25 protein-coding genes are annotated in these 26,705 nt (G+C 58.6%); 12 read left to right on the top strand and 13 right to left on the bottom strand.

Features of this window, described 5'->3' with window-relative positions; translation table 11 throughout:
- The first annotated feature begins 10 nt into the window (after nt 1-10).
- Both GR158_RS18685 and GR158_RS18680 read left to right on the top strand, forming a co-directional pair.
- Nucleotides 11-1,054: a sensor histidine kinase gene (locus GR158_RS18685; RefSeq protein ID WP_160872147.1), complete on the top strand. Its 1,044-nt coding sequence runs from the start codon at nt 11-13 to the stop codon at nt 1,052-1,054.
- Between the two features lie 606 nt (nt 1,055-1,660).
- Nucleotides 1,661-1,948: a hypothetical protein gene (locus GR158_RS18680; RefSeq protein WP_119258626.1), complete on the top strand. Its 288-nt coding sequence runs from the start codon at nt 1,661-1,663 to the stop codon at nt 1,946-1,948.
- A 113-nt stretch (nt 1,949-2,061) separates the two neighbouring features.
- Here the strand turns inward: GR158_RS18680 and GR158_RS18675 are convergent, their stop codons facing one another.
- The gene (locus GR158_RS18675) at nt 2,062-2,655 is read right to left on the bottom strand and encodes a general stress protein (protein ID WP_119258570.1); all 594 of its coding nucleotides are present in this window, start codon (nt 2,653-2,655) and stop codon (nt 2,062-2,064) included.
- A 22-nt stretch (nt 2,656-2,677) separates the two neighbouring features.
- Nucleotides 2,678-2,995 carry a PepSY domain-containing protein gene (locus tag GR158_RS18670; RefSeq protein WP_119258571.1) on the bottom strand — a complete coding sequence of 106 codons (318 nt, stop codon included), beginning with the start codon at nt 2,993-2,995 and terminating at the stop codon, nt 2,678-2,680.
- Between the two features lie 263 nt (nt 2,996-3,258).
- Here GR158_RS18670 and GR158_RS18665 point away from each other — a divergent pair, with 263 nt between their 5' ends.
- The 4 genes from GR158_RS18665 (at nt 3,259) to catE (ending at nt 8,239) form a co-directional block, all read left to right on the top strand.
- Nucleotides 3,259-4,161: a hypothetical protein gene (locus tag GR158_RS18665; RefSeq protein ID WP_160872146.1), complete on the top strand. Its 903-nt coding sequence runs from the start codon at nt 3,259-3,261 to the stop codon at nt 4,159-4,161.
- Nucleotides 4,162-4,298: 137 nt separating this feature from the next.
- The gene (locus tag GR158_RS18660; protein WP_160872145.1) at nt 4,299-5,384 is read left to right on the top strand and encodes a PHB depolymerase family esterase; all 1,086 of its coding nucleotides are present in this window, start codon (nt 4,299-4,301) and stop codon (nt 5,382-5,384) included.
- Between the two features lie 105 nt (nt 5,385-5,489).
- Nucleotides 5,490-5,996 (top strand): ferritin-like domain-containing protein, encoded by a 507-nt coding sequence (locus GR158_RS18655; RefSeq protein WP_160872144.1) that lies wholly within the window; start codon nt 5,490-5,492, stop codon nt 5,994-5,996.
- Between the two features lie 95 nt (nt 5,997-6,091).
- Nucleotides 6,092-8,239, top strand: a complete 2,148-nt coding sequence (catE, locus tag GR158_RS18650; protein WP_160872143.1) for a catalase C — start codon at nt 6,092-6,094, stop codon at nt 8,237-8,239.
- Nucleotides 8,240-8,537: 298 nt separating this feature from the next.
- On the opposite strand, the gene GR158_RS18645 is transcribed toward catE, so the two are convergent.
- A complete protein-coding gene (locus tag GR158_RS18645) occupies nt 8,538-10,172 on the bottom strand; it encodes an RNA-directed DNA polymerase (RefSeq protein WP_160872142.1) in 1,635 nt (544 codons plus the stop codon).
- A gap of 367 nt (nt 10,173-10,539) precedes the next feature.
- Here GR158_RS18645 and GR158_RS18640 point away from each other — a divergent pair, with 367 nt between their 5' ends.
- The 4 genes from GR158_RS18640 (at nt 10,540) to GR158_RS18625 (ending at nt 14,579) form a co-directional block, all read left to right on the top strand.
- The gene (locus GR158_RS18640; protein ID WP_160872141.1) at nt 10,540-11,889 is read left to right on the top strand and encodes a hypothetical protein; all 1,350 of its coding nucleotides are present in this window, start codon (nt 10,540-10,542) and stop codon (nt 11,887-11,889) included.
- Between the two features lie 5 nt (nt 11,890-11,894).
- Nucleotides 11,895-12,233, top strand: coding sequence for an antitoxin Xre/MbcA/ParS toxin-binding domain-containing protein (locus GR158_RS18635; protein WP_060585355.1), 339 nt, complete (start codon nt 11,895-11,897; stop codon nt 12,231-12,233).
- Nucleotides 12,234-12,236: 3 nt separating this feature from the next.
- Complete coding sequence (locus GR158_RS18630) at nt 12,237-12,812, top strand: RES family NAD+ phosphorylase (protein ID WP_160872140.1); 576 nt, start codon at nt 12,237-12,239, stop codon at nt 12,810-12,812.
- 183 nt (nt 12,813-12,995) lie between these two features.
- Entirely contained in the window at nt 12,996-14,579 is a 1,584-nt protein-coding gene (locus GR158_RS18625) for a hypothetical protein (RefSeq protein WP_160872139.1), read from the top strand.
- 114 nt (nt 14,580-14,693) lie between these two features.
- Here GR158_RS18625 and GR158_RS18620 read toward each other — a convergent pair whose 3' ends face one another.
- The 5 genes from GR158_RS18620 to GR158_RS18600 form a co-directional block, all read right to left on the bottom strand.
- Complete coding sequence (locus tag GR158_RS18620) at nt 14,694-15,641, bottom strand: hypothetical protein (protein ID WP_160872138.1); 948 nt, start codon at nt 15,639-15,641, stop codon at nt 14,694-14,696.
- Nucleotides 15,638-16,726: an AAA family ATPase gene (locus GR158_RS18615; RefSeq protein WP_160872137.1), complete on the bottom strand. Its 1,089-nt coding sequence runs from the start codon at nt 16,724-16,726 to the stop codon at nt 15,638-15,640. The genes GR158_RS18620 and GR158_RS18615 overlap by 4 nt, the downstream gene beginning before the upstream one ends.
- On the bottom strand, nt 16,723-17,901 hold the full coding sequence (locus GR158_RS18610; RefSeq protein ID WP_160872136.1) for a DUF262 domain-containing protein: 1,179 nt from the start codon (nt 17,899-17,901) through the stop codon (nt 16,723-16,725). The genes GR158_RS18615 and GR158_RS18610 overlap by 4 nt, the downstream gene beginning before the upstream one ends.
- Before the next feature lie 78 nt (nt 17,902-17,979).
- Nucleotides 17,980-18,690, bottom strand: a complete 711-nt coding sequence (locus tag GR158_RS18605; RefSeq protein WP_160872135.1) for an SMC-Scp complex subunit ScpB — start codon at nt 18,688-18,690, stop codon at nt 17,980-17,982.
- A gap of 2 nt (nt 18,691-18,692) precedes the next feature.
- Nucleotides 18,693-19,646, bottom strand: a complete 954-nt coding sequence (locus GR158_RS18600) for a DUF1403 family protein (RefSeq protein ID WP_160872134.1) — start codon at nt 19,644-19,646, stop codon at nt 18,693-18,695.
- A gap of 124 nt (nt 19,647-19,770) precedes the next feature.
- On the opposite strand from GR158_RS18600, the gene GR158_RS18595 reads away from it, so the two are divergent.
- Entirely contained in the window at nt 19,771-20,904 is a 1,134-nt protein-coding gene (locus tag GR158_RS18595; protein WP_160872133.1) for a tyrosine-type recombinase/integrase, read from the top strand.
- Nucleotides 20,905-20,926: 22 nt separating this feature from the next.
- Here GR158_RS18595 and GR158_RS18590 read toward each other — a convergent pair whose 3' ends face one another.
- The gene (locus GR158_RS18590) at nt 20,927-21,253 is read right to left on the bottom strand and encodes a helix-turn-helix transcriptional regulator (protein WP_085421390.1); all 327 of its coding nucleotides are present in this window, start codon (nt 21,251-21,253) and stop codon (nt 20,927-20,929) included.
- Complete coding sequence (locus GR158_RS18585; RefSeq protein ID WP_085421391.1) at nt 21,246-21,611, bottom strand: type II toxin-antitoxin system RelE/ParE family toxin; 366 nt, start codon at nt 21,609-21,611, stop codon at nt 21,246-21,248. Before GR158_RS18585 ends, GR158_RS18590 begins: the two co-directional genes overlap by 8 nt.
- Nucleotides 21,612-21,769: 158 nt before the next feature.
- Between GR158_RS18585 and GR158_RS18580 the strand changes: the two genes are divergently transcribed.
- Nucleotides 21,770-22,696: a recombinase family protein gene (locus GR158_RS18580; RefSeq protein WP_160872132.1), complete on the top strand. Its 927-nt coding sequence runs from the start codon at nt 21,770-21,772 to the stop codon at nt 22,694-22,696.
- A gap of 11 nt (nt 22,697-22,707) precedes the next feature.
- Here GR158_RS18580 and repC read toward each other — a convergent pair whose 3' ends face one another.
- The 3 genes from repC to repA all read right to left on the bottom strand — a co-directional run.
- The gene (gene repC, locus GR158_RS18575) at nt 22,708-24,042 is read right to left on the bottom strand and encodes a plasmid replication protein RepC (protein ID WP_160872131.1); all 1,335 of its coding nucleotides are present in this window, start codon (nt 24,040-24,042) and stop codon (nt 22,708-22,710) included.
- 209 nt (nt 24,043-24,251) lie between these two features.
- Nucleotides 24,252-25,265, bottom strand: a complete 1,014-nt coding sequence (gene repB / locus GR158_RS18570) for a plasmid partitioning protein RepB (RefSeq protein WP_160872130.1) — start codon at nt 25,263-25,265, stop codon at nt 24,252-24,254.
- Nucleotides 25,266-25,487: 222 nt separating this feature from the next.
- On the bottom strand, nt 25,488-26,705 hold a 1,218-nt coding region (gene repA, locus GR158_RS18565), incomplete at its 5' end, for a plasmid partitioning protein RepA (RefSeq protein ID WP_202402354.1).

The raw sequence follows: 26,705 nt of genomic DNA, 5'->3' as shown, positions 1-26,705 counted from the left end.
AGACACATTCATGAAGATCGCAGGCTATGACGAACCGATTTCCTCACGAGAGCGCTTCCTTGAAGCGATCGTGCAAAGCGCGATCGATTACGCCATCATATCCATGGACCTCGACGGCCTCGTGACGAGCTGGAACGAAGGTGCCGTAAAGATATTGGGCTGGGAAGCCGAGGACATGATCGGGAAGCCGGCCACGGTCTTCTTCACGCAGGAAGACAGGGAAAATGGTATTCCGCAGAAGGAGATGACCGCCGCCCTTAACCGCGGCCGAGGCAGCGACGAGCGATGGCATCTGCGCGCCGACGGCACGATGTTCTGGGCCTCCGGCGAGATGATGGCGTTGCGGGCGCCCGACGACAAGACCATCGGCTTCATCAAAATCCTTCGTGACAGGACCGGAGAACGTGAGCGGGTCGAGCGTGAGCGCCTCCTCATGCACGAGTTGGCTCACCGTATGAAGAACACGCTGTCCGTCGTCCAGGCGATCGTGACGCAGTCCCTGCGGAATGCCGTTTCGCTGGACGATGCAACCGACAAGCTTCAGTTGCGTATTGCAGCCTATGCTAAAGCCCATGAAATCCTGTTGCAGAGGGACTGGGTAAGCGCAACGCTTGCAGATCTCGTGACGGCCGCCAGCATGAACATCGGGATGGAGGGGAGCGCCCGTATCAGGGCAGACGGGCCTGATGTTCGGCTCGGCCCCCAGGCCGCTCTATCGTTTGCAATGGTTTTTCACGAGCTTCTGACGAACGCTTCAAAGTATGGAGCCCTGTCAAACGAAGAGGGGCATGTCGAGATCTCTTGGGACCTAGAGCACCGCGATGGAATGGAGACACTCATCGTGTGCTGGCGGGAGTTAAATGGCCCGCGCATTGTCAATTTCGAACCGGACCGCAAGGGTTTTGGTTCGCGCCTCATCGTTTCTAGCCTGCAAGCCTTTGGGGAGGCATCCGTTTCCTACCGGCAAGAAGGGTTCGTCCTCCTTGCCGTGTTACCGCTCGCGAAACTTCAGCTCCAAAACGACTTGTCGGCAATTGAAAATGCGCCGTACTGAGACGATCACGTCGCTCCTCTAAATATTCAGAACCTGTTGGCCCTCAGGAACAATTTGAATCTCCCATCCTCCTGGCACTTGCAGAAGCAACCAACAAAAAAGGCCGGGGCGAAACCGCACCGACCTTCCTCATCATCGCTTGTCTACCAGTGCCAGTACATCCGTGGTCAAAAGCATGAAGCGATGGCAGCAATTGCGAGCGGCAGAGCTTTTCTAGCGCTCATAAGCAATGCTGACGATCAAGGTGTAGATAATAATTATGTCGAAAACAAGTGCAATCGGCATATCTTATTAAATATTACAAAAGGACAATGAGCTGAATCTCTAAAACACAGAAACCATTTGTTGCTAAAGTAGGGAAATGGGTTCACTGTAATTATTCCAGCAGCCATTTTACGGGCGCTGCTGTTTGAGGGTTTGTTACCCTGGCCCTAAGCGAGGAGGACATCATGTCTTCCCTATTTCATCTACCGAAGAAACACGATTTCGCGACGTTAGCCGGTTACGCCTTACCCGCGGCTAGCTTTGCATTAATCGTCTACATCCTGATCGAGCGATGGCTTTGATGGTTTTCAGCGCAATGACGGCGGAAAGGTGGTGCTCAAGATGACCGAAAGAACCACAGAAACCGAAATCACATTCACGCATCCATTTCATCTGGAGTCCCTTTCGGAGCCTCTGGAAGCGGGCACGTATCGCCTTGTCGTTGACGAGGAGTTGATAGAAGGCCTGAGCTTCACGGCGTATCGGAGGGTGGCGACCCATCTTGAAATTCCCGCGATCTCGGTCGCTATGGCCAGGCGCCAATTCCTTCAGGTGTCGCCGGGCGAGATCGAGAAGGCATTGGCACGCGATGGAGCTGGCATGGACGTGGGTCGACCTAACATTTCCTGATCGCAAGATTGATTGCCAATCGCCAATGTTCGAAGCGGGCGCTACGTCCTTCGAGTATCAATCATCCACCCGACGTAAAAAAGCCGGCGATTGCCGCCCTTTTCCGAGATGGTTCAACGCCTATAGCGCAGGCGCTCCTGTTCGACTTCCGCCGGCCCGTAGGGGTCGAGGGTGTCATCGAACCGGGTCCAGCCCTCGTTGGCATAGACCGCGCGCCGCTGGCCGGGATCAACCCAGTTCGACTTGCGAAGGATGGCTTCGGCCTCCGCCTGGAGGCTTTCGTCAACCTTCGCCGTCACGAGCGTCCCGCCGCGGCGAACCCCCTCCGCATAGACGTGCGCATCGTCTTCGGAGACGCCGGATTCGGTCAGCGCGCCGATCAGCCCACCCGCGGCGCCACCGGCTACGGCGCCTGCTACTGCGCCCGCCGCGGTAGCGGCAAGCCAACCGGCAGCAACCACGGGCCCGACGCCGGGAATGGCCATGATGCCGAGCCCCGTGAGAAGGCCGCCGACGCCGCCGACGGCGGCACCGATGCCTGCACCTGTCCCCGCGCCTTCGGCGGCATTGGTTTCCTTGTTATGACGTTCGTCCGCATTGTTGGAAACGATGCTGATATCGCTGGACGGCACGCCGCGTGCCTCCAGGGCGCTGACGGCAGCGCTTGCATCGGAATAATCGTCGAAAAGTCCTGTAACGGTTTTCATAGGAATCTCCTGAAAGCTGAGTTTAGTTGGCGACGATGTTGCCCTGATAGTCGAGCGCGACGCTCATGGCCTTGCCGTCCTTCGTCGCCTTGGCCTGCCAGACACCCTTGTCATCCAGCATGAGGCCGGTGACATCGGCATAGCCGGCTGCGGTAATGCGTTCCCGCGCCTGGTCCTCCGTGAAGCTGTTCGCGCCTTCGACCGGAGCAGTCGCATTCTTGGTGTCGGGCGTCGCAACAGCCGGCGTGTCGCCATCGGTTGTCGGGGTGGTTGACGTCTGAGCGAAGGCGCCAAAGGTCGATGCGCCCACCAAGGCGGCGGCTAGGAGAAGTTTTTTCATGATCTTGTTCCTCGTTGGAGCCTGAGATCAGGCCCTATTGGAACACCCTGCCTGTCGCATGGTTCCGCAAGTCAAAAAATAGAAATTACCGCGCCGTTTCATGGAACCTCAGGGGATTCAAAAAGTTGGGGCGCCAGGTGCGGGTACTCGCTCGCGCATTACTGGAGGTCTTCAAAATGGGTCGCGGCATTCTTCTCTGGCTTCTGGGTATTCCCCTGCCGATCGTTATCCTGCTCGTCCTTTTCCTGCGATAGGAGGCGGACATGTCCCTTTACGGCTCGGGTGTTTCCGACGTCGGTGTGGAATCCAGCACACCGGCCCTCGCATGGGGGCCGGTCATCGGCGGCGCGGTGGCCGCGGCGGCCGCCACGATCATTCTACTCCTGCTTGGCTCCGGCGTCGGCCTGACGATGGTCTCGCCATGGTCGGGCGACAGTGCTTCCTTCACCACCGTCGGCGTCACGGCAGCGATCTGGTTCGTGGTCGTCCAGTGGTTGGCCTCCGCGCTCGGCGGCTATCTGACCGGCCGCCTGCGCACCAAGTGGGCCAACGTCCATACGGATGAGGTGTTCTTTCGCGACACCGCGCATGGCTTTCTAAGCTGGGCACTGGCAACGGTGGTTGTCGTTGGCATGGCAGGCTCTGCATTCACCTCGCTCGCCGGCGCCGGCGCCCAGGCTGTATCGACGGCGGCAGCCACCGCCACGGTTGCGGGCACCGCGGCCGCGGCAAACAGCGATGCGGCCGCACCCGATGCTGCGACCGGCTACTTCACGGATATGCTGTTGCGCCCGCAGGATCTCGCGAGCCGCGCTCAAGCGGACAATGCATCGGCCACGGCCGAAATTTCCCGCATCCTGATGCAAGGTGCCGTAAATGACGGCGTGCCGGAGGCCGACCGGGCTTATATCTCATCAATCGTTGCGTCACGCGCCGGTATCCCACCCGAAGAGGCGCGCGCCCGGGTGGATCAGGTGCTGACTCAGATCGAGGATGCGAAGAACGCCGCCCTCAAAGCCGCCGACGAGGCCCGAAAATCCGCCGCGACGGCGGCGATGCTTGGCGCCCTGTCCCTTCTCGTCGGCGCCTTTATCGCATCGGCTGCAGCAGCTCTCGGCGGACGCCAGCGTGACGATGAAGAAGCGGCCTTGATTGTTACACGATAAGCAATCTGGAAGCCGCCCTCTCGGGGCGGCTTCTTTCCGTTCATTCGCCGGAAGAATTATTGTGCAGCGCAGCAACTTTAATGCTGCGGAGGGATTACAGTGTATGCGCCAATCCGGCGCGCTACCTGGAGCTCCTCATGAGATCGCTATCTGATACACTCGAACGGCTCGCGCGACTGCGCTCAGTCAAGCCTACGACACCGCCCGGCTCCATTCTCAAGAAGCTCGATCATTTCGGCGCAAACCCGGGCGCCTTGGCGGCGTGGCAGCATGTGCCGAAGCAATTGCCGGCGGCACCGGCTCTGGTGGTCGTGCTGCACGGCTGCACGCAAACCGCCGCCAGCTACGATGTCGGTTCAGGCTGGTCCGCGCTCGCCGAGGACTACGGCTTCATTGTCCTTTTCCCCGAACAGAACAGGCAGAACAACGCGAACCTGTGTTTCAACTGGTTCAATGCCGTAGACACCCAGCGGGACCGGGGCGAAGTGATGTCTATCCGGCAGATGATCGCCAGCGTGGTCGCCGAACATGGCGTCGATGAGCGCCGAATCTATATCACCGGTCTATCGGCCGGCGGCGCCATGGCAAATGCCATGTTGGCCTGTTATCCAGAAGTCTTTGCCGGTGGCGCTATCATCGCCGGCTTGCCCTACGCCGCCGCCTTGACTGTTCCCGAAGCGTTCGACCGCATGCGCGGGCAGGGTCTTCCCGGCACCAATAGCCTGCAGGAAAGCCTGCGCACCGCCTCATGCCATGACGGCGCTTGGCCAACGATTTCCGTCTGGCAGGGTACGAGCGACAACACTGTGGTCCCTGACAACGCAGCCGCGCTCGTCGCGCAATGGCGGGGCGTGCATGCGGTTCCGGAACAGCCCACCCAAATCGAGACGATGGGTAGAAATTTGCGATCTGTATGGCACGACGATCGCGGCCTGGAGGCAATAGAACTCTACACCATTTCAGGTATGGGTCATGGCACGCCGATCGAAGCGTCCAGCGGATATGGCAGGGCAGCGCCGTTCATGCTCGACGTCGGTGTTTCCTCGACTGTGCAGATAGCGAGAGGCTGGGGCCTTGCCGCCTCCTTCGAGCGCCGCGGTCAGCCGCATGCGTCCTCCTCCCCAGAAGGAACGGTCAAGCAGCCGCCCTCACCTGCCGGTGCTGACAACAGTATTCAGTCCATCATCGAGAAAGCGCTGCGTTCCGCGGGCTTGATGAAGTGAGGGTGGGTTCGGTTCGTACCGATTTATTTTCCGAGCAGCGGAACGTCGTCTCGGTTCCACGGTTGTTTGAGTCCATTCATCTCGAAAATTTGATCGGATTCTCCAATGGCTACGGAAAAGACTTTGAACGACCTCTTCCTTGATACGCTCAAGGATATCTACTTCGCCGAAAAACAGATCCTGAAGGCCCTGCCGAAGATGGCGCGTGCGGCCCAGTCGGAAGAAGGCAAAGCCGGCTTCCTGCAGCACCGCGACGAAACCCAGGGGCAGATCGAGCGCCTCGAACAGGTGTTCGAGCTCCTCGGCAAGCCAGCCCGCGGCAAGACCTGCGAAGCCATCCAGGGCATCATCGCCGAAGGCGAGGAGATCATGGAGGACTACAAGGGCACCGCCGCCCTCGATGCCGGCCTCATCTCATCGGCTCAGGCGGTCGAACACTATGAGATTGCCCGCTACGGCACATTGAAGGCCTGGGCGAAACAGCTCGGTATGAAGGACGCGATCCCGCTTCTCGACGCCAATCTACAGGAGGAGATCGCCGCGGACCAGAATCTGACGGCACTCGGCGAATCCTCGGCGAACGCCAAAGGCTCGATGAAGAAAGCCAGCTAGATCGCCAGCCGCACTGATCAGGCCGTCCTTAAAGGGCGGCCTTTCTGCTTTCGGGCTATCGGCGCCCGTCGAAACCAGTTCATCAGGAGCCCACCATGGCCAGGAAGACAACCGCTGCATCGTCGCATCCCGCAACCAACACCGCCACGATCCACGATGTGAAGCTAAAGCGTGGGGCTGGCGGTGAACTGCATCAGACAGCCGAAGGCGACACGCCCGTGTTGACGACAGCCCAGGGCGGGCCGGTTGCCGACGATCAGAACTCGTTGCGCATCGGCCCACGCGGGCCGCTCGTCGTCGACGACTTCCATTTCCGCGAAAAGATCTTCCATTTCGACCACGAGCGCATTCCCGAACGGGTGGTACATGCCCGAGGTTATGGCGCGCACGGCTTCTTCGAAACCTATGAGTCGCTTGCCGCTTACACCAAGGCTGACCTCTTTCAGCGCCCTGGCGAACGCACGCCCGCCTTCGTCCGTTTCTCGACGGTCGCGGGCAGCAAGGGGTCTGTCGACCTAGCGCGCGACGTGCGCGGTTTTGCCGTGAAGATCTACACGAACGAAGGCAATTGGGATCTGGTCGGCAACAACATTCCGGTCTTTTTCATCCAGGATGCCATCAAGTTCCCCGACATCATCCATGCTGTAAAACCCGAACCCGACCGAGGCTTTCCGCAGGCGCAGTCAGCCCATGACACTTTCTGGGATTTCATCAGCCTGACGCCCGAGAGCATGCACATGATCATGTGGGTCATGTCCGACCGCGCCATCCCACGCTCTTTCCGCTTCATGGAAGGGTTCGGTGTGCATACGTTCCGCTTCGTCAACGCCAAGGACGAGTCGACCTTCGTCAAGTTCCACTGGAAGCCGAAGCTCGGCCTCCAGTCCGTCGCCTGGAACGAGGCCGTGAAGATCAACAGCGCCGACCCTGACTTTCACCGCCGTGACCTCTGGCAGGCCATCCAGTCCGGCAATTTCCCGGAATGGGAATTGCAGGTCCAGCTCTTCGATCAGGATTTCGCCGACAGCTTCGATTTCGACGTGCTCGATCCGACCAAGCTTATTCCGGAAGAAATCCTTCCGCCGAAACCCATTGGCCGCCTCGTTCTCGACCGCATGCCGGACAATTTCTTCGCCGAGACCGAACAGGTCGCCTTCATGACGCAGAACGTGCCGCCCGGCATCGACTTCAGCAACGACCCTTTGTTGCAGGGTCGCAACTTCTCCTATCTCGATACACAGCTTAAACGCCTCGGTGGCCCGAATTTCACGCATCTGCCGATCAATGCGCCGAAGTGTCCTTTCGCGCACTTCCAGCAGGATGGGCACATGGCGATGCGCAATCCGTCTGGCCGGGTGAACTACCAGCCAAACTCGTTTAACGAGGGTCCGCGTGAATCGCCGATGCGTGGCCATCGCCCCTTCGCTGCTGAAGAACAGGGCATCAAGGCCCGGCTGCGCCCGGAAAGCTTCGCCGACCACTACAGCCAGGCCCGGCAGTTCTTCATCAGCCAGACGCCGCCGGAGCAGCGTCATATCGCAGCCGCCCTTACCTTCGAACTCAGCAAGGTCGAAACGCCGGCCATCCGCGAACGCATGGTGTCCCATCTCTTGAACATCGATGAAACGCTCGCGACGACCGTTGCCCAGAAGCTAGGCCTCCAGTCCATGCCGAAGTCGGCCGATGCGGCTATTCCGACCCGCCAGGATCTCGAAGTCTCGCCCGCGCTCAGCATCGTCGAGAACGGGCCGAAGCGCTTCGAGGGTCGTAAGCTCGGCATCCTCGTTACCGACGGCGTCGATGCCAAGCTGCTGAACGGGCTGATCACGGCGGTCAACAAGGAAAAGGGCATGTGCGAACTGATCGCCCCGAAGGTCGGAGGCGTCACGGCGTCGGACGGATCGTTGGTCAAAGCCCACCACATGATTGATGGCGGGCCGTCGGTCCTTTTCGACGCTGTCGCATTGCTGACCTCTGCCGAGGCGATCAACGACCTGGTGGCGGAGGCGGCCGCGCGCGACTTCGTGGCGGACGCCTTCCAGTACTGCAAGTTTATCGGTTACGACCAGTCGGCCATGCCGTTGCTGGACAAGGCCGGGATCACCGATGCCCTTGATGAGGGGGTACTTGCCCTTCCCGGTGAGGATGGGCTTTCCGGTTTCGTGTCGGAACTGGGCAAGTTGCGCGTATGGGGCCGAGAGCCGTCCGTAAAGCTCGGCAAGGCATCGCAGCCTGCCAAATAGAGCTCGGCAAAGGGGCGCGCCGTCCTATTAGGAAGGCGCGCCCCGCCGGCCGAGTCGCACTGGCGTCGTCCGCCACATGCTCAAGGACGGAGGCGCCGTCGCCGTTGGGTCCTATTCTTCTCCATCGCTCGGAATATGGCTATCGACGCCTCGTGTCATCGAAACGAAAAGTCGTCCATGTATTCCGGTCGGCTTCTGCTCTTGAAGGGATCTGAACCTGCGGCACCGTTGCTGAGCGGTATGCTTTATCGAGTTTCTCAATCGGACCAGCTACTTGCTCTCCGCAATGCCAGATAACCTACTTCGCCATCGCCTTCGTTAGCAATTCATTCAAGGGACTCAACGCTCCCCATTGCGCCTTCGCGTTTCGGCGCTCGACTATCGGCCAGAACCTTGATGAGAAATAGATCGCCGCCTGCACATAGGGTGACAGATTCCCATAAATTCCAACCAAGGTCCTTCGGCGTGCGGCATCGCCATACCTACCAACATAGATGGCCGCCGTCGCTCGTGTCGCCTCGTGGACAGAACCATCTCGGAGGAGCGAGAGCGCTGTCTTGATCGGAGCGTCGTCCAGTGGCGCGTGTGTAATCAGAGCGGCGAGTATCCACATGATCTGCCAATCGGCCAAGGACCTATCCGCAAGTCGTTCGCACAGGAAGTCGTAGACCTCTCGATCGGGAAGGAACTTTGAAAGATAGGACACATAAATCTGGGTCATTGACGGACGCTTCGCAAAGGCTTCCAAGACGTGCGCCACCGCGTAGTCCGACTCGGCTTTCGCAAACAATGGGAGGCAAAAGCGCTCTATTGTTTCCTCGTGCCCTGGATGGTCGGTAATAGCATCGAAAAGTACCATTGTCGCCTCAAGCTCAAGATCCTCGTCCGGCCCATCGGACTCACTATCGCCCTCGGCATCCTCATCCTCCCATTCCGACTGAAAACCGTAGTCGACGTCGAAATCCTCTTCGTCAATCTGATCCGATATCTCCTGAACCGCCTCCTCAAATAACGCCTCGAGGTCCGGCTCCTCTGTGTTCAGAGCAGCTTTGGGCATGATGACGGACTTGGCCTCGTTGAGGACAAGGTCGTATGCGCGGAGTTCCGGAATGAGCTGCCTCATCAACCGGTCGGCCGCATCAACGCTCGGAAGAAAAATGTACATGTCGTCGACGTACCGCGCGGACGGGATGTCGAGATCCGAAAGAAAACGGTCGATTGGCTCCATATAGAAATTGCCGAGCAGGTCAGAGGGGTAGATTCCTTGGATTATGCCCCGCGAACTTCTCTCCCCCGTGTGTGCAGTCAGGATCGCCTCCAACCGGGTTAGGTACTTGGTAGGGTATCCAGCATCCGCCAACACGTTGATCAGGGTGTGCTGGTTGAGCGATCCGAAAAAATTGGCGACGTCGATCTTCAGGACGTACCTGTTCTTTTTGTCTGCCGTAAGACTCGCGAGTGCCTTCTGAAGTTCGCCCCAGCAAGCCCGAGTCGGCTTGAACATGTTGGGCGAACTGCGCCCCTCGAGACGATGACTATAAGATCTAGTCTGATCAGTACGCGCGTCGACTACAGGCGCCGCCTTGTCGGCCAAGAGCTGGTAGAAGAGCCGATCCTTCGGCATCAGGATGCTACCCGGCCGAGAATAGGCTGGCCCCGGCCTGGGAGGCGTCACCGCGACTCGCATGCGGTGGGATTTTGGGACCTCCATGGTGAGCGGAAGGCCCGGCTTGTGCTGTCCGTCCCGGAGTTCTCTTTTCACAATCTCGACGAGTTCGTGACCAGCTTTTCTGTAGATCGTCCCTATATGGGGCGCGTAGATGAAGTCGGAGCGCAAATCGTGAATAATGCGCTGCATTGCGAGTTCCCAATCGGCCTTCGATACCCCCGCGAGGTCCATACCGAACGGCTCACCCAACTTGATGTCCCCCAAAATCCGCCTCCCCGTAGACCTCGCTCGTATTGCGAGCAATCTAGGATGCATTCGTCTGGAACGGAACTGAAAACACTATCTCGATGCCATGCAGCGGGCTTGGAACGCTCTTTCCCGCGCGGTTCGGCACTAACACCCAATCCCTCTGCGCAATTGGGCGCTCGACACACAGCCCTCACTCGCCCGAGCAATGGGAAGGTCCCGGTGTAGGCTAGATACCATCCGCAACGCCCGTTTGCGGCCTGTCTGCTTTCGACAACCCGAACCGCCTGCACCATAAATTCCCTAGACGTACTCACCCGATGCCATTGACTTTATCATTCCAGTTTCATACTTTTATTTTGTGAAACCGATTTGGAACGCGACCATGGCCGGAAACAACATTATTGCCTTCCGCAATCCAGCAAGCTCGATCGCGCATTTTATTCGCATCGGCGAGGCCCATAAGAAATTTGGCGAGCTCTATGCTGCCGGAAGGCTGCCCATTAGACGGGTCGTGATCGAGGCATCACGCTTTCTTTTCCAAAGAGACTTCATCGCAGACCTTCGTCGCGATGGCGTGGAGATCGTGCTTGATACGCAGGTCGCCGAACTGAGCGCGAAGGCGCGCTTTGCAGGTGCGGTTCGAAATGCGCCCTGGGCCGTTGCAGGTGAGTTGTTGGGTCCCCGACATTTTGCAGCACACGCCTCGACCGATGTCATAGGGCAAATTGCCCGCTTCGCCGTGGCACACAATATCGATACGGTGCTTGCCCCTACACATTTCCTCGCCGACCCGGACCATGCGGATTGGCTATCGATCGATCGTGCTTCCTGCCTTGCTTTGCGCGCAGCGCTTGATTGGGAGGGAGGCAAGCATATTGCGATCGATTACCCCGTCATACATTCGCATGTCGCGATCAATGACGCGTCGCAGCGCAGTGAGGTCATGAGCGCGCTTAATGATCTGCCCTTCGATAACCTTTGGCTGCGCCTTTCCGGTCTCGGCCATGAGGCTCGGCCGCAGACCACACGGCAATTCCTCTTGTCGCTGCAAGGTATCCACAACCTTGGATCCCCGATCATCATCGACCATCTTGACGGTTTGCTCGGTCAGGCCGTGCTTGCATTCGGCGCCGCTTCCGGACTTGCGCACGGTATCATGGAACGCAATCAATTTGACGCGCGATCCTGGCACAAGGAACCTGAGCCGCGCGATGAGGATATCGGCTTCGGAAAGACGACCTATATCCCCATTCCCGGGCTGGCAAAATCTCTCAAGCGCAACGAACTGGAATACCTGTCTAACGCACGCGGGGGTAAACGCGCGCTCGGTTGCCAAGACATCTGCTGCGCCCATGGTGTGGCGAATATGCTATCTGACACGCGCCAGCACGCAGCCCGCCAGGCATTTGCCGCGGTGGAAGTGTTTACTCCCGTGCCGGATCATAATAGGGAGCAGTTCTTCCTGGAGAAGCCTCTGCGTGAGACCGAACGCATAGCCAGGACCATCAAGGACCTGCGGCCGATCATCAAGGACGCAGCGCGGTTCGGTATCGACGAAAAGGGAGCTGCGAGCTTGGCGAAGCGACTGACGGATCACCATGGCCGCGTTGTGAAACTAGGCGACACTCTGACATTGATGCACGAAAGCCGCGGAAAAGGTGCTCCGCGTGCAAAAATGACGTCCGGACCACGAATTTCAGGTCATTCCGATAACATTCAGCAGATGCGATAATTGTCATGCAGGGAGCAGTACCAAGATTTCTTAACGAGATTGGCGAAGCCGGCGGCCTGAAAGGCACCGACATCGCCAATATTATGGACGTGTCGAAGGCCACCGTCTCACGTTGGCGCGCGGGCGATATCAAACCTCAGCCACGCAACGAGCTGATCCTTTCTGATTTGCACTATGTCGTGACCCGTCTGACGGACTATTACTCGTCGGATGAGATCCGGACCTGGCTTTATGCCCGCCATCCGCAACTGAATGGCGAGCGGGCGATTGACCTTATCCATCAAGACCGTGCTATCGAAGTGCTGAAGGTCATCGACCGACTCGACAACGAGGTTTTCCTTTAAAGCATGGTTCACACGCGTAGAAGCCGGGACAATGCACTCATCGATGCAATCGAAGCACTCACCCCTGTGCGGTTCGAGGGTACCGTGTGGCGGGTGGTTCGTAAGGGAAGATCACCGGTCGATTGCGCACGTGCCGGCGGTCGGTGGGACGACGGGACTTTCGACGTTCTCTATACCTCGCAGCAGCGCGATGGAGCCATAGCGGAGATGTATTTCCATCTCGGCCGCGGGCAACCCGTATTTCCGTCGAGGGTGGAGTATGGGGTGCATGAGCTGGATGTAACGGTCGATCGTGCGCTCCAGCTCGTGGACCTCGACGCATTGCAACGTCTTGGCCTCGATACCTCCCGTTACGGGCAACTGTCCTATGACCGAGCAGGTGACGAATACCCACGATCGCAGGACATTGCCGAAGCCGCGCACTTTCTTGAGTTCGACGGCCTCGTCGTTCCAAGCGCACGATGGAATTGCATGAACGTTATCCTGTTCTGCGACCGCGTGCCTCCTGACGCCATGGAAATCGTCGCGGACCACGGTCTTATAGACTGGTCCGGGTGGATCAAAGCCAACAAACGTTAGGTCGCGCCCGGCCAGATACCACAAAAGTCGCGGAACGCCAGCGTCGTGTTAGATAGGCGGTTATCTGAAATTCCCATCTTAACATGTGGAGCAAAAGTTCATTACGGCTTGCACTCCAAGGACAGCAGAAATGGACGCCCTTTTGTGCCAACTGATAGGATTACGAATTCAACAGGGCAAGGTATGGCGAGGGGAACAGGTCAGGGCGAACTTATAGACCCAACAACGGCGCTATCACGCCTGCTCAGGATGCTGAGCGAGACCGACGACGCTGACTCACTGACAATGTTGTGGGCCGTCCACGCGCTGCAAAACGACAGATCGGCGTCCGCCGAAAAGCACCTCAACTTCCTACCCCAAGCAAACACTTCGAGTATGGATTCGCCTTTCGCCGTGTTCCCGTGGGACATTGAAACGCTGATCACGATCATGTTGAACATGCCCAAGTCGGTTTCACCACCGTGGTTAAGGCAACCAATGAATGTGCGGGAGTTCAATACGGTCGCGAACCTGATAAATCTGCTGCGAGCAGCAGACGAGCACGACTCGGACGACAGGGTGACGGTCGAGAATGTCCTGAAGGAAATGCACCGTATCGCTCACCGAACCTTCGCTTGGCAGCGAGGGTGGGCCAATGTACCGGAGACATACCGTAGCCTTTTCATCTATGGCCAAGGGCTGAGCGGGCAATATTTCGAGGAGACGAACGGCCTCTCGATTGTTGATTTCTACACCGTGGCCTTTCTATATATGTCCGTCTTCTTCCAGAAGCCGTGGACTACGGCCGTTGACGATCTCGGCTTCTTTAATGCCGTAAGAGCCAAGGCACGTCCGGCCGAGCGTCTTTTGGCCGCGGAGATTTCGGATGCACGGCGAGAATCTCTTGCCCTCCTAAGCCGGTACGAAAAGTCCGCAGGAAAGCGCCTCCCGATAGTTTATCGACCGAGCTATCTGAGAATGCGTCCGATGGTGCAGGTTAGCACGGAGGTTCAACCCGTGTTCATCGCCCCTCTTCCCACACTGCTGCTCCATCGAGCTACGGTTGGCCTCTATTACGATATCATCAAGGGTGGCACGAAAATCAGAAATGACGCGGCCGCTCGGTTCGAGGAATACTGCCGCAAGTCGATAGAAGCACATTGTCCCGCGTTCGAGGTCTCTCCGCCGGTTAAATACAAGTTCAAGGGCAATCCTGTCGAAACGCCTGACGTCATTCTGCAGTTGGACGGTCAGGTGGTGGCCGTCATGGAATGCAAAGCCAGCAAGCTGACTTTTGAAGCCCAGTATGCTGATAACCCGATTGAAGACGCCCAGGACGGGTATGCGCAGATTGCGAAAGCAATTTTCCAAATGTGGAGGTTCTTTTCGCACGTCAGGCGGAACCTGCTGGATTTTGTGGTTGCGGACGATGCCCCTGCCGTGGTTCTGACGCTGGACGCCTGGACACTGATGTCGAGCGAGCTGCGCAACGAGGTCATTGCGGAAGCGCGACGGATGGTTGCCGAGAAAGAGCCGGCAATCACCGACGAGGACCAGCGCCCTCCCGTGTTCTGCCCACTACACGAACTGGACCATCTCCTCCTCGTTTCATCGGAGCAACAGCTGCTGGACGGGATGAAAGCAGCCATTTTACCTGAATACGACGGATGGGCGCTGCTCAACGTGAGACAAAACGCCGTGGAAAAGCTACCGCAGCAGAAGCGCTATGCTTTTGACCCCGCAGAGTTCATTGGGTGGTGGGGAGAGCTATCCAAGAGGGATCGCTGAGACACGTCAGGTCGCCTTCTCTCCGGATGCTGGGGCAAGAACCGCTGCAGGCTTCGCTAGACAACAGCGCAGTAGGTATCGAACGCCTCGGCCACCGGAATCGGATCTGACCTCTCAAGTCGTCAGGTGACGGCAAAAAATTCCAACGATAATTGCGCCGCCAGCAGGCGCATCGTCGGGACAAATATGGATGCGGTTTTGATGCGGCTGAAGCTTGGTATGCCACCAGAACCAACGCTCTGCGCCATCGACGATGATGCGACGTTCTCGCCGAGCATTTCCGTTCTGTTTTGTATTACCGTTTTCGTCGGAAATCTCGATTCCGAGAGAGCCAAACTCGGCCGGCACCTGCTGCCATGGGCCGCTGAAAATGCGCTGCCCCTCGTCGGACAGCAAACCCAGATGTCGCGCGATCACAGGCGCTAGGTCGCGGAACTGACCTGTCATCGCCGTGATGCCATGCAAACAGTGCTCCACAAACTTCAGCTGCTTGAATGAATGCTCTGCGTATAGAGCGATATCTGCCGGAGATCGAGAGTGTTCCGAGCATATCCATCGATAGAACAGCTCCGTGTCGCGTGCGGTTTCCAGGAACCAAACTTGACGCTCCGCACCATTGGCCATCACATTGTGGATGCCGGTGTATCCCGCCGTCGCCGACGAGATGCACGCGACGATCTCAGCTTGCGGATTGGCATTGTTCAAGTGCGCCCAGGCCACTGAAGGAATGTGCCGCACAGGCTGGCCGTCAACTTCGACCCCGAAATTGACTGGCCATTCTTCAGTTTCGTCCCAACACGCCAATGTGCCGAAAGCGGCCGCAGCTCGCTCCTGCACTTCCTTGGGAAGCTCGATGGGAGAGTCCGGGTCACATAGATCCCAAAAGCATCGTTCCCCAAGAAGGGCTGTCTCAAAAAAGTCGCTCGAATAAAAGACGGCGCGTTCAGCAAGGATCGCATCGTCAATTCGGTCGAGAAACAACTCCAACACTTCGATGCCGGCCGCGGCGGACAGGCCATCCAGACGTATAGACGTTTCATCCAAAACGAAACGTATTGTCATCGTGGCCTGCGAACTCTGTTTAGGCGCGCTATATCAAGCTGATACTGATCAAAAAAACCCGAGGGCCAATGCGAGAAACTTCCTGATTCCGTGAATTCCAACGCCTCCGGGGGGCGGTCGGCGTCATCAAAAAACTGAATGATTCCCGCGTCTGGTGAGAGGATTTTTAACTCCGCGATTGCACGCCGGATCCCATTCAGGACATGGTCGGAGTGGGTTTCCAATATGACCTGAACGCCCGCCCGTGCCATCCGCGCCAGGAAAATTCCAATGTCGGACTGGCCGGCCGGATGTAGATGGGCCTCGGGATTTTCGACAATCAAGATTCCACCGGTCGTCGCACTCAGAGCCGCCACAACGATTGGCAGCGCGTAAGTTACGCCAAAACCCATGTTGGTAGGCCTTACGAATTCTCCTCCGGGCACTCGGAACGCAATACTTGTGATTCCCGTACCGGCGAATGTCGACGTATCGATTTGCACCGGCCTCACGATTGACGATAGCCACTGCTCAGTCTGCGCCTTCAGCAATGGCGGGTTTTCGTCACTGGAGGGAAAAAGGCGGCCTTCATCGATTCTAGAACTGCCGAGTTTTTCAATGACTTGCGCCGTGAACTGCCCTGCCCAACCGACCTGAAGCTTTTCGCGAGGAAGAGCGGCGGAGTGTTGAACAATCCGAGGGCCTAGACGCTCAGCGCCTAGATACTGAAATCCAAGTGCCGGTCCGTGCGAAAACGCCTCACCACCGACGAAAGGCAGGGTCACGGACGCGTGAAGTTCGGTATTTCCTTCTTCGAACGACCAGCAAGCCGCATCGCCTTCCGTTCCTTCGATCGTCACTGAGAAAGAGTTTTCTTTGGTGTTTCCGTTCAGCAGACTTTCGAACCACCCGAGCTCCAGTCCAAACGGACCGTTGAGTTCAGCAATACCATCGCCGCGTTGGCTCGCCGCAACCGCGAGAAGCAGAGCGTGGATTGTGGACGTCTTCCCCGAGCCATTACGCCCAGCAAGGATCGTTAGGTTTCGAAATTCCAAACGTTCTGATGTGAAGCGCTTGAAACCCTCAATCGAGATGGATTTAATCATGTCACGATCGCTCGAACACAATCTCGGGTCATCGCTAGGCGGCGCTCTACCTTGCGAACGTCGCCTGTTCCTGCGCGCACCGAACTGTCATATGCAGCATTGTCAAATAGACGTCGGAAGCCTGCCACGATCTCGTCTCTATAAGGAAGCAACGCCTGGAGGTCGTAATCCGCCAGCGCTAGCGCCTGTGCCTCGAAAATGGCTCGGTTGATGGGGCCGCGTCTGGCAGCCTGCGGGGGCCAACGACGAAATGCGGCCTCACCCAAGATCGCCGCACAATTCTGCATCGATTGCTCGAAGGCTGCTTCAAGAGCTGCCAGATTAAGTGACGACAGCAGATCGGCCTTCGCCGCATCCATTTGGCGCGTGAAGTCGAGCAAAAAACCATCCAAGCTGTTTGCCTTGGCGTAGTCGTCGATCGAAACCGACCGAAATGCGCAGAATCGCAACGCCATTTCGCGATCAGCCATCCTCTGGTTGTCTCGCACGGCCAGTCCATCCGGGGCCTTCGACCAGAAAGCAAAGCTTGTTGCGCGATCAAAGCTCTCGCGCTCGACAAGCGACTGCAAGAAGGCGCGAGAGGTAGTCTTGCTCATGCAATGGCGAATCTCTTGGGGCGTCAGCGGGCTGCCTCCCGTATTCACCCGGTTGAAGATGTCGTATTTCACTTCATCTGGGGTTTGGGGCTCGATCACGTGCGCAACTATCTGCGTGCTGGCAAATCTCCGCCGGATTGGCGCTTCGAGCGTATCGTAAGTTAAGTCCCTGAGATCCTTCAAATATTCAAGGTGACTATCTTGGAGCGATAGCGCATTTAGCATAAAGAGTTTTACGGTCGTCAGCCGTTGAACACCGTCGATCACCTGATGGGCGCCTTGACTGTCCTGATTGAAATAGAATGCGGGAAGTGGAATTCCGAGCAGGATCGACTCAATCAATCTAATCTGTTGACGATCCTTCCATACGAAGCTCCGCTGGAAGTCTGGCGCCAAGTCGAGCTCGCCACCCTGGATCTGACTGAAAATCTCCCGAATTGTAAAATTCTTTGTAGTGATCCTTATTTGCTTCGGATCCCACGGTTTGACTACATCAGACTCGGTTTCCTCTGGCTCAACCACCGGAGCCGGCAGGGACACAAACAAGTCATTAACGCTTTCGGGCTGCGCGCCGCTCATATTCAATCTCTTTTCAGTTACTAACCCTTTGTATTCTGGATCGGTAACGCCCACAAGGCGCTGTGCCTTTGGATGGATTTAGAAATCGCTCGCGCCTACCTCTTCGACGTCAGAGTGACCACCGAGTATCGACTGTCCTGCATCGGCCTCGCGGCTCCGACTCAGCAACCCCGCATCCTCCAATGCCTCGATGTCGGGCAGATCGCGTAGCGTCTCCATACCAAACGCGGTGAGGAACTGTTTCGTCGTGACATAGGTGTATGGGGCGCCCGGCGTCGGGCTGCGTGGGCCGGAGGCGAGAAGGTTGGCGCCTCGCAGGCTGGCGATCGTGTCACGGCTGACCTCCTTGCCGAATATCTTCGAAAGGTCGCCGCGGGTGATCGGCTGGAAATACGCGATCGCCATCAGCACCATGGCTTCGAAGTCCGATAGCGCCGGCGCCGCGCTCCGCGTTGAGGCCTGCGAAGCCCTAATCGGAACGGCGAAACGCGAACGCGTTCGGTGTTGCCAGCCGCCAGCGACAAAGACGATCTCATAGGGCCGGTCCCGCAATTCCGCGCGCAGGTCATCGATCAGAAGGTCGATGCTGCAGTCCTTGCCGACGACACGGACCAGCGTCTCGCGGCGGACCGGTTCGGCCGCGGCAAAGATCACCGCCTCGACCCGCAGCATCCATTCGCGCCAGCGCAGGTCCGGGGGCAGATCCGCCAGCTCCCGGTCCAACAAGCGTTCGCTTGCGTCCTTCGTCCGAGGCGTTCGTCGTCTGCTACGTTCGTCCGGTTCAGCCATCGTCACAGCCCATAGATCCGGAACGCGCTGCGGCCGGACAATTCGCGCACAGCGCCAAAGCATTCCAGCCGGTCGAACAGCCGGGTCGCTGCCCAGCGCGAGAGCTTGCTGCCGGGCGCCGAGGCCGCCACGGCGTCCTCGGCGAGCAATTTTGCGATGACAGCGCCGGCGCCCTTTGTGCGAACCTTTGGCGCGGCAGCGCGCAGCGTCTCGGCGCGGCGGGCGATGTCGCCGGCGGTGCGCAAGGCCGCACCCGTTGCCTCGACAAGGGCAAGGCAGACAGCGCGGGCAAAGGCAGGCTCGCCCGGGCGCACGCGGCCCCGACCCCCAAGCGTCTTGAAGGCCGGCCCATAGCGTTCCGCCGTCAGCAGCGGCACGGCAAAGTCCCATTTCAGCAGCGCGGCGATCAGCAGATCGGCGAGCATCCAGGCGAGCGGCTCGGCGTCCGGCCGCACCGCATGAATGGATGTGACCAGGTCCGCCGCGGCAAGCGGCGCGGGACGGCCCGATTGTAGCGCATCGTCGGCATGATCGACCGCGTGGGCGAGCCGATCGTCCCACGCCAGACCCAAGAGATCGGCAAGCTCGGCCAGGGCCTTCGAGGAGAAGGCGGGTTTTCGGATGGAAAGTCTTTTGCTGGCCAAAAACACCTTTCCGGCCGGACCCGGATCGTCACCGGAGGCGGTCAGCAGAACGGCGTCACGCAACGCGGCCTCGTCCTCGCTGCGACCCGTCAGCCGGACCGCGACCGCGGCACATTTGAGGGCCTGGCGGGAGCGCCAGCAGCCAGCCCAGACGGGGGCGGAGCGGACGAGATCGTCCAGCGATTTCAACGGGATGCCGGCGGCGAAGGCGGCGGCAAATTCATCAGGCTCACGGCCGCGCGGCAAGGCCCAGCCGGGCATGGCAGCGGTGAACGTCGGGTCGGAACCGGGCGAGGCGACGGGCGAATCCATGACCAACAGCTTAGGCCAGATGTGCGGAATATGCCAGCATTGTGCGCCATAACCGCACGGCTTGTCTTTCCTGCATAATGACGGGTAAGTTTGCATTATCGTTCGTTTTGTTCTTTATAGAGAAATGCCCCAAATCACCGACGAAAACAGCGAAATTTCCTCTCCGGACAGCTCTACGCCGCCGCACAGCACAGCGGTGTCCGCCGTTGTTTCCGCAGCCGAGCTGTCGGCCGACCTCCCCTCCCCTGTTTCCGAGTCCAATGCTGGCCAGTCGGCCCATCTGCAGGATCTGACCGATCGCGCCCGCGGCTACGTCGAGGCGGCCAGTTCCGAAAACACCCGCCGCGCCTATACGAGCGACTGGAAGCATTTTGCCGCCTGGTGCCGGCGCTCCAACCTATCCCCCCTCCCCCCGGATCCTCATGTCGTAGGGCTCTACATCACCGCCTGCGCTTCAGGGACCGCCGAGCGCGGAAGGAAGGCGAATTCCGTCTCGACGATCGAGCGGCGCCTCGCCGCCATCGGCTGGAATTGTTCACAGCGTGGCATGCCGCTGGATCGCAGAGACCGTGCGATCGCCACCGTGATGGCCGGCATCCGCAACAGGCACGCCGCCCCGCCCCGGCAGAAGGAAGCCATCCTGCCCGAAGACCTGATCGCCATGCTGGAAACGCTCGACAGGGGAACCCTGCGCGGCTTGCGTGACCGGGCGATGCTGCTGATCGGTTTTGCCGGCGGCCTGCGCCGCTCGGAAATCACCGGACTCGACTTGGGGCGTGACCAGACGGACGATGGCCGCGGCTGGATCGAGATTTTTGAAAAGGGCCTGCTGGTGATGCTGCGCGGCAAGACCGGCTGGCGCGAGGTGGAGATAGGTCGCGGCTCCTCCGACGCCACCTGCCCGGTCGCCGCCGTCGAAACCTGGATCAGATTCGCCAAGCTCGCCAAAGGCCCCCTCTTCCGACGCGTGACTAGTGGGGGCAAGGATGTCGGACCGGACCGGCTCAACGATCAGGAGGTGGCACGCCTCGTGAAGAAGACGGCGCTGGCTGCGGGTGTGCGCGGGGACCTGAGCGAAGGAGGGCGTGCCGAAAAGTTTGCAGGGCACTCGCTGCGCGCCGGCCTTGCCTCGTCGGCCGAGGTCGATGAGCGCTATGTGCAGAAGCAGCTCGGCCATGCCTCCGCCGAGATGACCCGCCGCTACCAGCGTCGGCGCGACCGTTTCCGCGTCAACCTGACGAAAGCGGCAGGGCTGTAACCCTCCCCTCCCGGTGGCTTCCTTAAGCCTTGGAACCGTGTCGAGAGCGCTCCGCGATGCTGGAAAGATCGACTTTCTTGCCCGCGACATCCGCGACGATCTTCAACGTACCGCCGAGCGATTCAACATAATCACGAAGCGTCGACAGCTTCATGTCGGCGCGCTTCTCCAGTCTCGAGACGTTGGTCTGCTTGAAACCGGTCCCGGCAGACACGTCTTCCTGCGTCCGTCCGGCAAGGGCCCGCAATTCCCGCAGATTGTGCGCCGTGACAAGCTCGTCGGCGCGCTTTGCTACGGCGCGCTGTTCATCCTCAGGCAGCGTCTGTATCAGCTTATCGAGATCATCCATGTTTCTTCTCCAACTCGCTCAAATGCTCGTCGTACCGTTTGTCCGCCAGATCGATCAGCCGCTTGTAGAAGAGCTTCTGGCTGACGCCACTCTTCGCACCACCGCAGAGGACGACGGCTTTCCGTTCCGGATCGAAGGCAAAGGCGAACCGCCATTGCACCTTCAACACCTTGACGCGCAGCTCCTTCATGTTCACGTGTCTGGAGCCTTCGAGGGTATCGACCTCAGGTCGCCCCAGTCGAAAGCCTTTCTCGCGAAGCAGCACCAGGTGCGCGAGCAACTCGACCCGAACATCTGCCGGAAGGTCTGTGATCTCGCCTTTGAAGCGGTCATGAAACACGACCTTCCATTCCGTCATTTCATATCCTGAATGATATAGATACTTTGAGATATATAATCCACGGCTCCCCTCAAGGCAATAGTGGCGTTTGCTTCGGAGACGCCAGCAACCGATCGGTTATCCTTATCTTCTACAATTGGAAATCCGCACCAGAACAACTCTCTTAGGCGCTCCAGATGCCCGCTGACACACGCAATCGCACTTCCCGTCGACCACAGGGCCGGCTAATCGGCTATGCGCGCGTCTCGACGGACGAACAGATGACGGAGGCCCAGGAGATTGAGCTCCGCTCGGCCGGCTGTGACGTCATCGTTCAGGAACACGGATCCGGCGCATCGCGCGCCCGTCCAGCCCTGTCCAAGTTGCTTCGAGAGATCAATGCCGGCGACACACTTGTGGTCGTGCGGCTCGATCGTCTGGCGCGCTCCGTTAGTCATTTGCTCAAGGTGATCGAGGATCTGACTGCGAAGAACGCGCATTTTCGGTCGCTCCGCGATCCGATCGACACGTCGACGCCGCAGGGAATGTTTTCTCTCCAGGTGCTTGGCGCCGTGGCGCAGCTCGAACGCGCACTGATCTCCGAGCGAACGAAGGCAGGCATCAAGGCCGCAAAAGCGAAGGGCCGACTGCCCGGCAACCCGGGTATCCGGGAAAAACGGCCCGAGGCGCTGGCCAAAATGACCGCGGCGCAGAAAGCGGCTTACGGCGATCGCATCCAGGCTACCGCCAATCAATGGCTTCCGACCGTTCGGCGCATGCGGCCGGATCACACCTGGGACGACATCGCCCGCGTTTTGAACCAACGCGGCCTCGATTGGACGCCAGAGCGTCTTCGCCGCGCCGTGAAGTGGATGGTCGCGGAGACCATGGCCGATGCGGCGTTGCTTCGCAAGTCCCCTCCCCGTCCGCCTGAAGATCGCTTGATGACGTTGGTCGCCGGCATTCACTCGTCGAACTCGGACCTGGCGCTGCGCGAAATCGCGGCCCAACTCGAAAGGTTGCATGAGCGCACTCCGCGCGGCGGCTCGAAATGGTCGCCCTCGTCCGTGAAGAACCTCATCGATCGTGCCCGCCGATCGGGACTGATCTCCAGCGCCGGATAGCAGCGCGGCCTTCATCGCGATTTCGGCGTCTGCAGGCCCTTCAAGCTCTTCAACAGTGAATCCGACACCTGCAGCCGATCTCCGGCTTCGGCCGCATCATTCGATCGGCTCCCAGCCAGACCGCGATCGTCGCCGGACTTCTGCGCATCGAGCTTTGCCCTGAGCAAGGCCATGATCATCGGCCAGGTCGAGAATTTCCCGTCCTTGGCGCGGTCCGTCAGGCTGCGCAAATAGCCGCCGGCGTTGCTGATCTGACCGGCCCTCTGGTAGATCGCGGCCAGCGTGATCCCGGCATGCTGCTCTCCCATGACCTCACAGGCTTCTCGCCAGGCGCTCGGGCTGATCCCCAGCATCGGCCGGGCCAGTTCCGCGGCCGCCAGCAAGTCTCGCCAATGCCGGATATCCCCTCCTTGTGCCAGTTCACGAATTTCGGGGCAGGCATCCAGCACGATCCCCAATGGTAGCTCCCGTTTCGGCAGGCTCCGCACGTTGACGGTTTCCGCAACGCCGCCGCTCACTTCATCATCTTTTCCAAAGCCGTATTCAGATTCAAAATTAGAGTCTGGTTTTGAATTTTGTATGTGACGACCGGAATGGGACTCATTGGCGTCCAGATTCTGCGTTTTCGCGAATGATTCCAACACGTCACGGATATCGACGCAGAGTTCGTGAAGTTCCTGCGCAATGTCGTCCACAAGCTGCCGGGGAGCCGAACGTGGGAGCCTCGCGATGATCCGCTGATAGGTCTGCGTGAACCTGCCCCAGTTCCCCGGAACGTTCTCCTCAATGCCGGTTTCAATCATCTTGACGATGTCGCGCCGGAGCAACGTGAGACGCTCCTTCGCAACGCGAAACGCCTTCTTCTCAGCTTGCAGTGCCTCAACCAGGTCTCGAAACTCGTCTGCCCGCGCCACGATCGGCGACAGGTCGAAGCCGTAGGCCTGTTCGATCTCCCCTCCCCTTCCCTTGCGAGCGAAGCGTTTGCCATTGGGGCTGTCGCGGCGGATGATCACGCCGCAATCGACAAGCACCGCGATATGCCGTCTGAGGGTCGTCGGCGGCATCCCATTTGCGCGCGCAGCAAGCTGCTCGTTGGACGGCCAGACTACAAGCTCCGCGTCGCCGCTCAAGGATGTGTCCGGGTGAAACGACAGCAATGCGTTGAGAATCGTGAGTGACCGATCCGTAGCACCAATCAGTTCCCGCGCTTCGCGGATATGCTGGAAGACCTGCCACTTGTGGACGGCAGCGTCAGGTGAGACTGCCTTTGCAGTCATTTGACTTGCGATATGGCCGAGCGTCATCGCCCGCCGCCCGAAGGGCGTCGTCGAGATATGCGTCTGCATTTCCTTTTACCTTTTGCTAGGCAAAATAAATCTGCTCGCCGAAACGGCGTTGAGCCTCAGAAGACTCTTGACGGTGATTCTCGGAAATGCGATTCTCTTAGTTGCGACACTACAGAGAAGGGCTTCCGGAATATGTTTCGGTGGCCTTTTTCTTTTGCGGTTCGTAGTTTTTCATCTCTACCGAGCGCGGCTCGGAATTGATGCAAATCTCACCCTCGGTCGGCTTTCTCTCCTTCATTCGTTTCAAGAAATTGGACATACAAACGATCCAACTGGTCCGCGACATACTCTCCGAAAGATGGCACCAGTTTCTCGTCGAAAATTAATGCTGTCTTCCCGGTCTCTAGCTGGATGCGCGCCGCCTTTTTCCCCTTCGGCGTGCTCCAGTTTTTTACTTTCCTGGAAGGCTTGGCCGGCCGCTTCGATGCAACATCGAAGATGAGAGCGAAACGAGCGTCGCTATCTGCGGCCAAGAACCGTTCAGACCCCAGAATCGCCTCAACAGCGTCCATGACCTTTGGTTTCCCGAGGCTTTCAGCAAGCGCTGCCCAGCGCGATCTACCCGCTTTCGCGGCCGGGCCAATCTGGATAGCAAGCTTTTCTGGAATGCTCCGCGCGACGGCGATATAGCGGCTTAGGTCAGACTTGTCGGTCGATAGGGCAGCAGTAATGGTTGCGCGATCAAAACCCGCATCCTCGAGCCGGAGCGCAAAGAGCGCCTTCTCAATGAATGAAAGGTCGGCGCGATCAAGATTCTCTCGTCCTTGAGCCACCACCAGGTCACGATCGGTCAGGCTTCGGACGATCGCCGACACCTCTCGACCCAGATCTATGGCAGCCCGTAGCCGCCGACGTCCGTATGCAATTTGATACCGGCCAGTCTTTTCCGGATGAGGTCGAACGAGGATCGGGACTTGCTGTCCGTTTTCAGCGATGCTTGCCTTGAGCTGATCGAATTTTGGGTCAATAGCGGTCGGCAATCGGTCGGCAATCGTCGATCCTTCAATCATCGACGGATCCAAGGAAACGACCGCCTCGCCCGAAGCCAACTGATCCTGAAGTCGAGCTGCGGTTTTCGCTCCCTCCGCCATCTCTTGCAGTGACGAGCCCATCGCGGAGATTGCGCCAGTGCGCACACGGGCAGCTGACTTGTCCGTTGCAGCCTTTTCGCTCACCACCGGCTTTTTGAGGAACAATGAGTCGATCGCGTCCTTACGGCTCATGGCGTTGATCTCCGCAAGCTAGTTTCGAAGCACCGCATCCGGCGGAAGGCGGCCTGTTGGGAGCTCCCAACAAGCTGCGGCTAAAGCAGCTTGGGCGGCGGCTTCCCCCAACCTTTTGGTTCAAAATTGTTGGATACGATCCCTGCAACGAAAACAGAAATCGGCTCTGGTGGAGTCTGTTGGGAGCTCCCAACAGTACGTAGGGATCCTGTAATACTCCAATCATAGGCGTCCCCAGGCAGCCTTAATCAATCCTTCGATTTCGGCGTTCACCGCGTCCAAAGCTTCCATCGCCCGGTCGTATGTCGAACGAGTTAAATTCTCTCGCCCGATTTCATAGAGCGTCTGTTTCGTAAGGCCGGCGTCGGAAACCGCCGCAGACTTCACCATCGGATTAGTCAGGACGTGATCATCGAACATGTTCCTCAGCAGCGCCGCGACCTTCGTCTGCGGGGCATCCTGAGGTTCGAACCGGGTCAGCAGATAGCGGATGAAATCAAACTGTAGATTCCCTCCGGCCTCCTTCACGACACCGAGAAGATCGCGAGTCATAAGCAGAAACTGACTCATCGACGCGATATCGAGCATCTGCGGGTGCACCGTAATGACCATTGATGTCGCGGCGCACAGACCACTGAGTGTCAGGAAACCGAGCTGGGGAGGGCAGTCGATCACAACGACGTCATAGTCGTCAGCGACTTCGTCAAATGCTTGGGCGACACGCGTGAAGAAAAGCCCATCTCTCGAACCACGGTCAGTCAGGGCCTTTGGGGTTGTGTGCTCGAACTCCATAAGCTCGAGGTTTCCCGGGACGAGATGCAGACCATCGAAGTACGTTGAGCGGATCACCTCTTTGAGCGACCGCCTAGAGTCGTCGTACCGGATTGCCGCGTACAGTGTCTCGTTGGCACCTACATCCGTCTCCGGGAGAACGCCGAGGAGTGCCGATAGGCTGGCCTGCGGATCGAGGTCTACAGCAAGTACCCTGTAGCCCTGCAATGCAAGATACTGAGCAAGGTGGGCTGACGTTGTTGTCTTGCCGGAGCCGCCTTTAAAATTGGTCACCGCAATGACCTGCAAGTGTTCCGAGCCGCGCCGATGGGGCACAAACTCGATACTCTCGCGTCCGCGGGCAGAGCCTGCCAGCATATGCCGGATTTCGTTAATCTGACCGAGTGTGTAGAAGCGCCTTCCGTTGCTGGCGAGTTCGGGTTGAGGACCTTCACCCGCCAGAGTCATCTTTCGAAGGGTCGAATCAGATATTTTCATTAGGCGCGCCGCTTCACCCGACGTGAATTTGCGCAAACTCTTGTGCGACGTCGGAGGGAACAGGGCTTCGCTCATAGCCTGGAGCTGAGAGCTCAGTTGTTCAGCGTGATCACCAATAGTGACATCTACCGAGGGACGATCATTTCGGGATATGGCAACAGCTTTGCTCAC

This window comes from Shinella sp. AETb1-6, assembly GCF_009826875.1.
Lineage (GTDB): Bacteria > Pseudomonadota > Alphaproteobacteria > Rhizobiales > Rhizobiaceae > Shinella > Shinella sumterensis.
The sequence above is the reverse complement of the archived record's forward strand: the minus strand, read 5'-3'. Positions and strand labels throughout refer to the sequence as shown.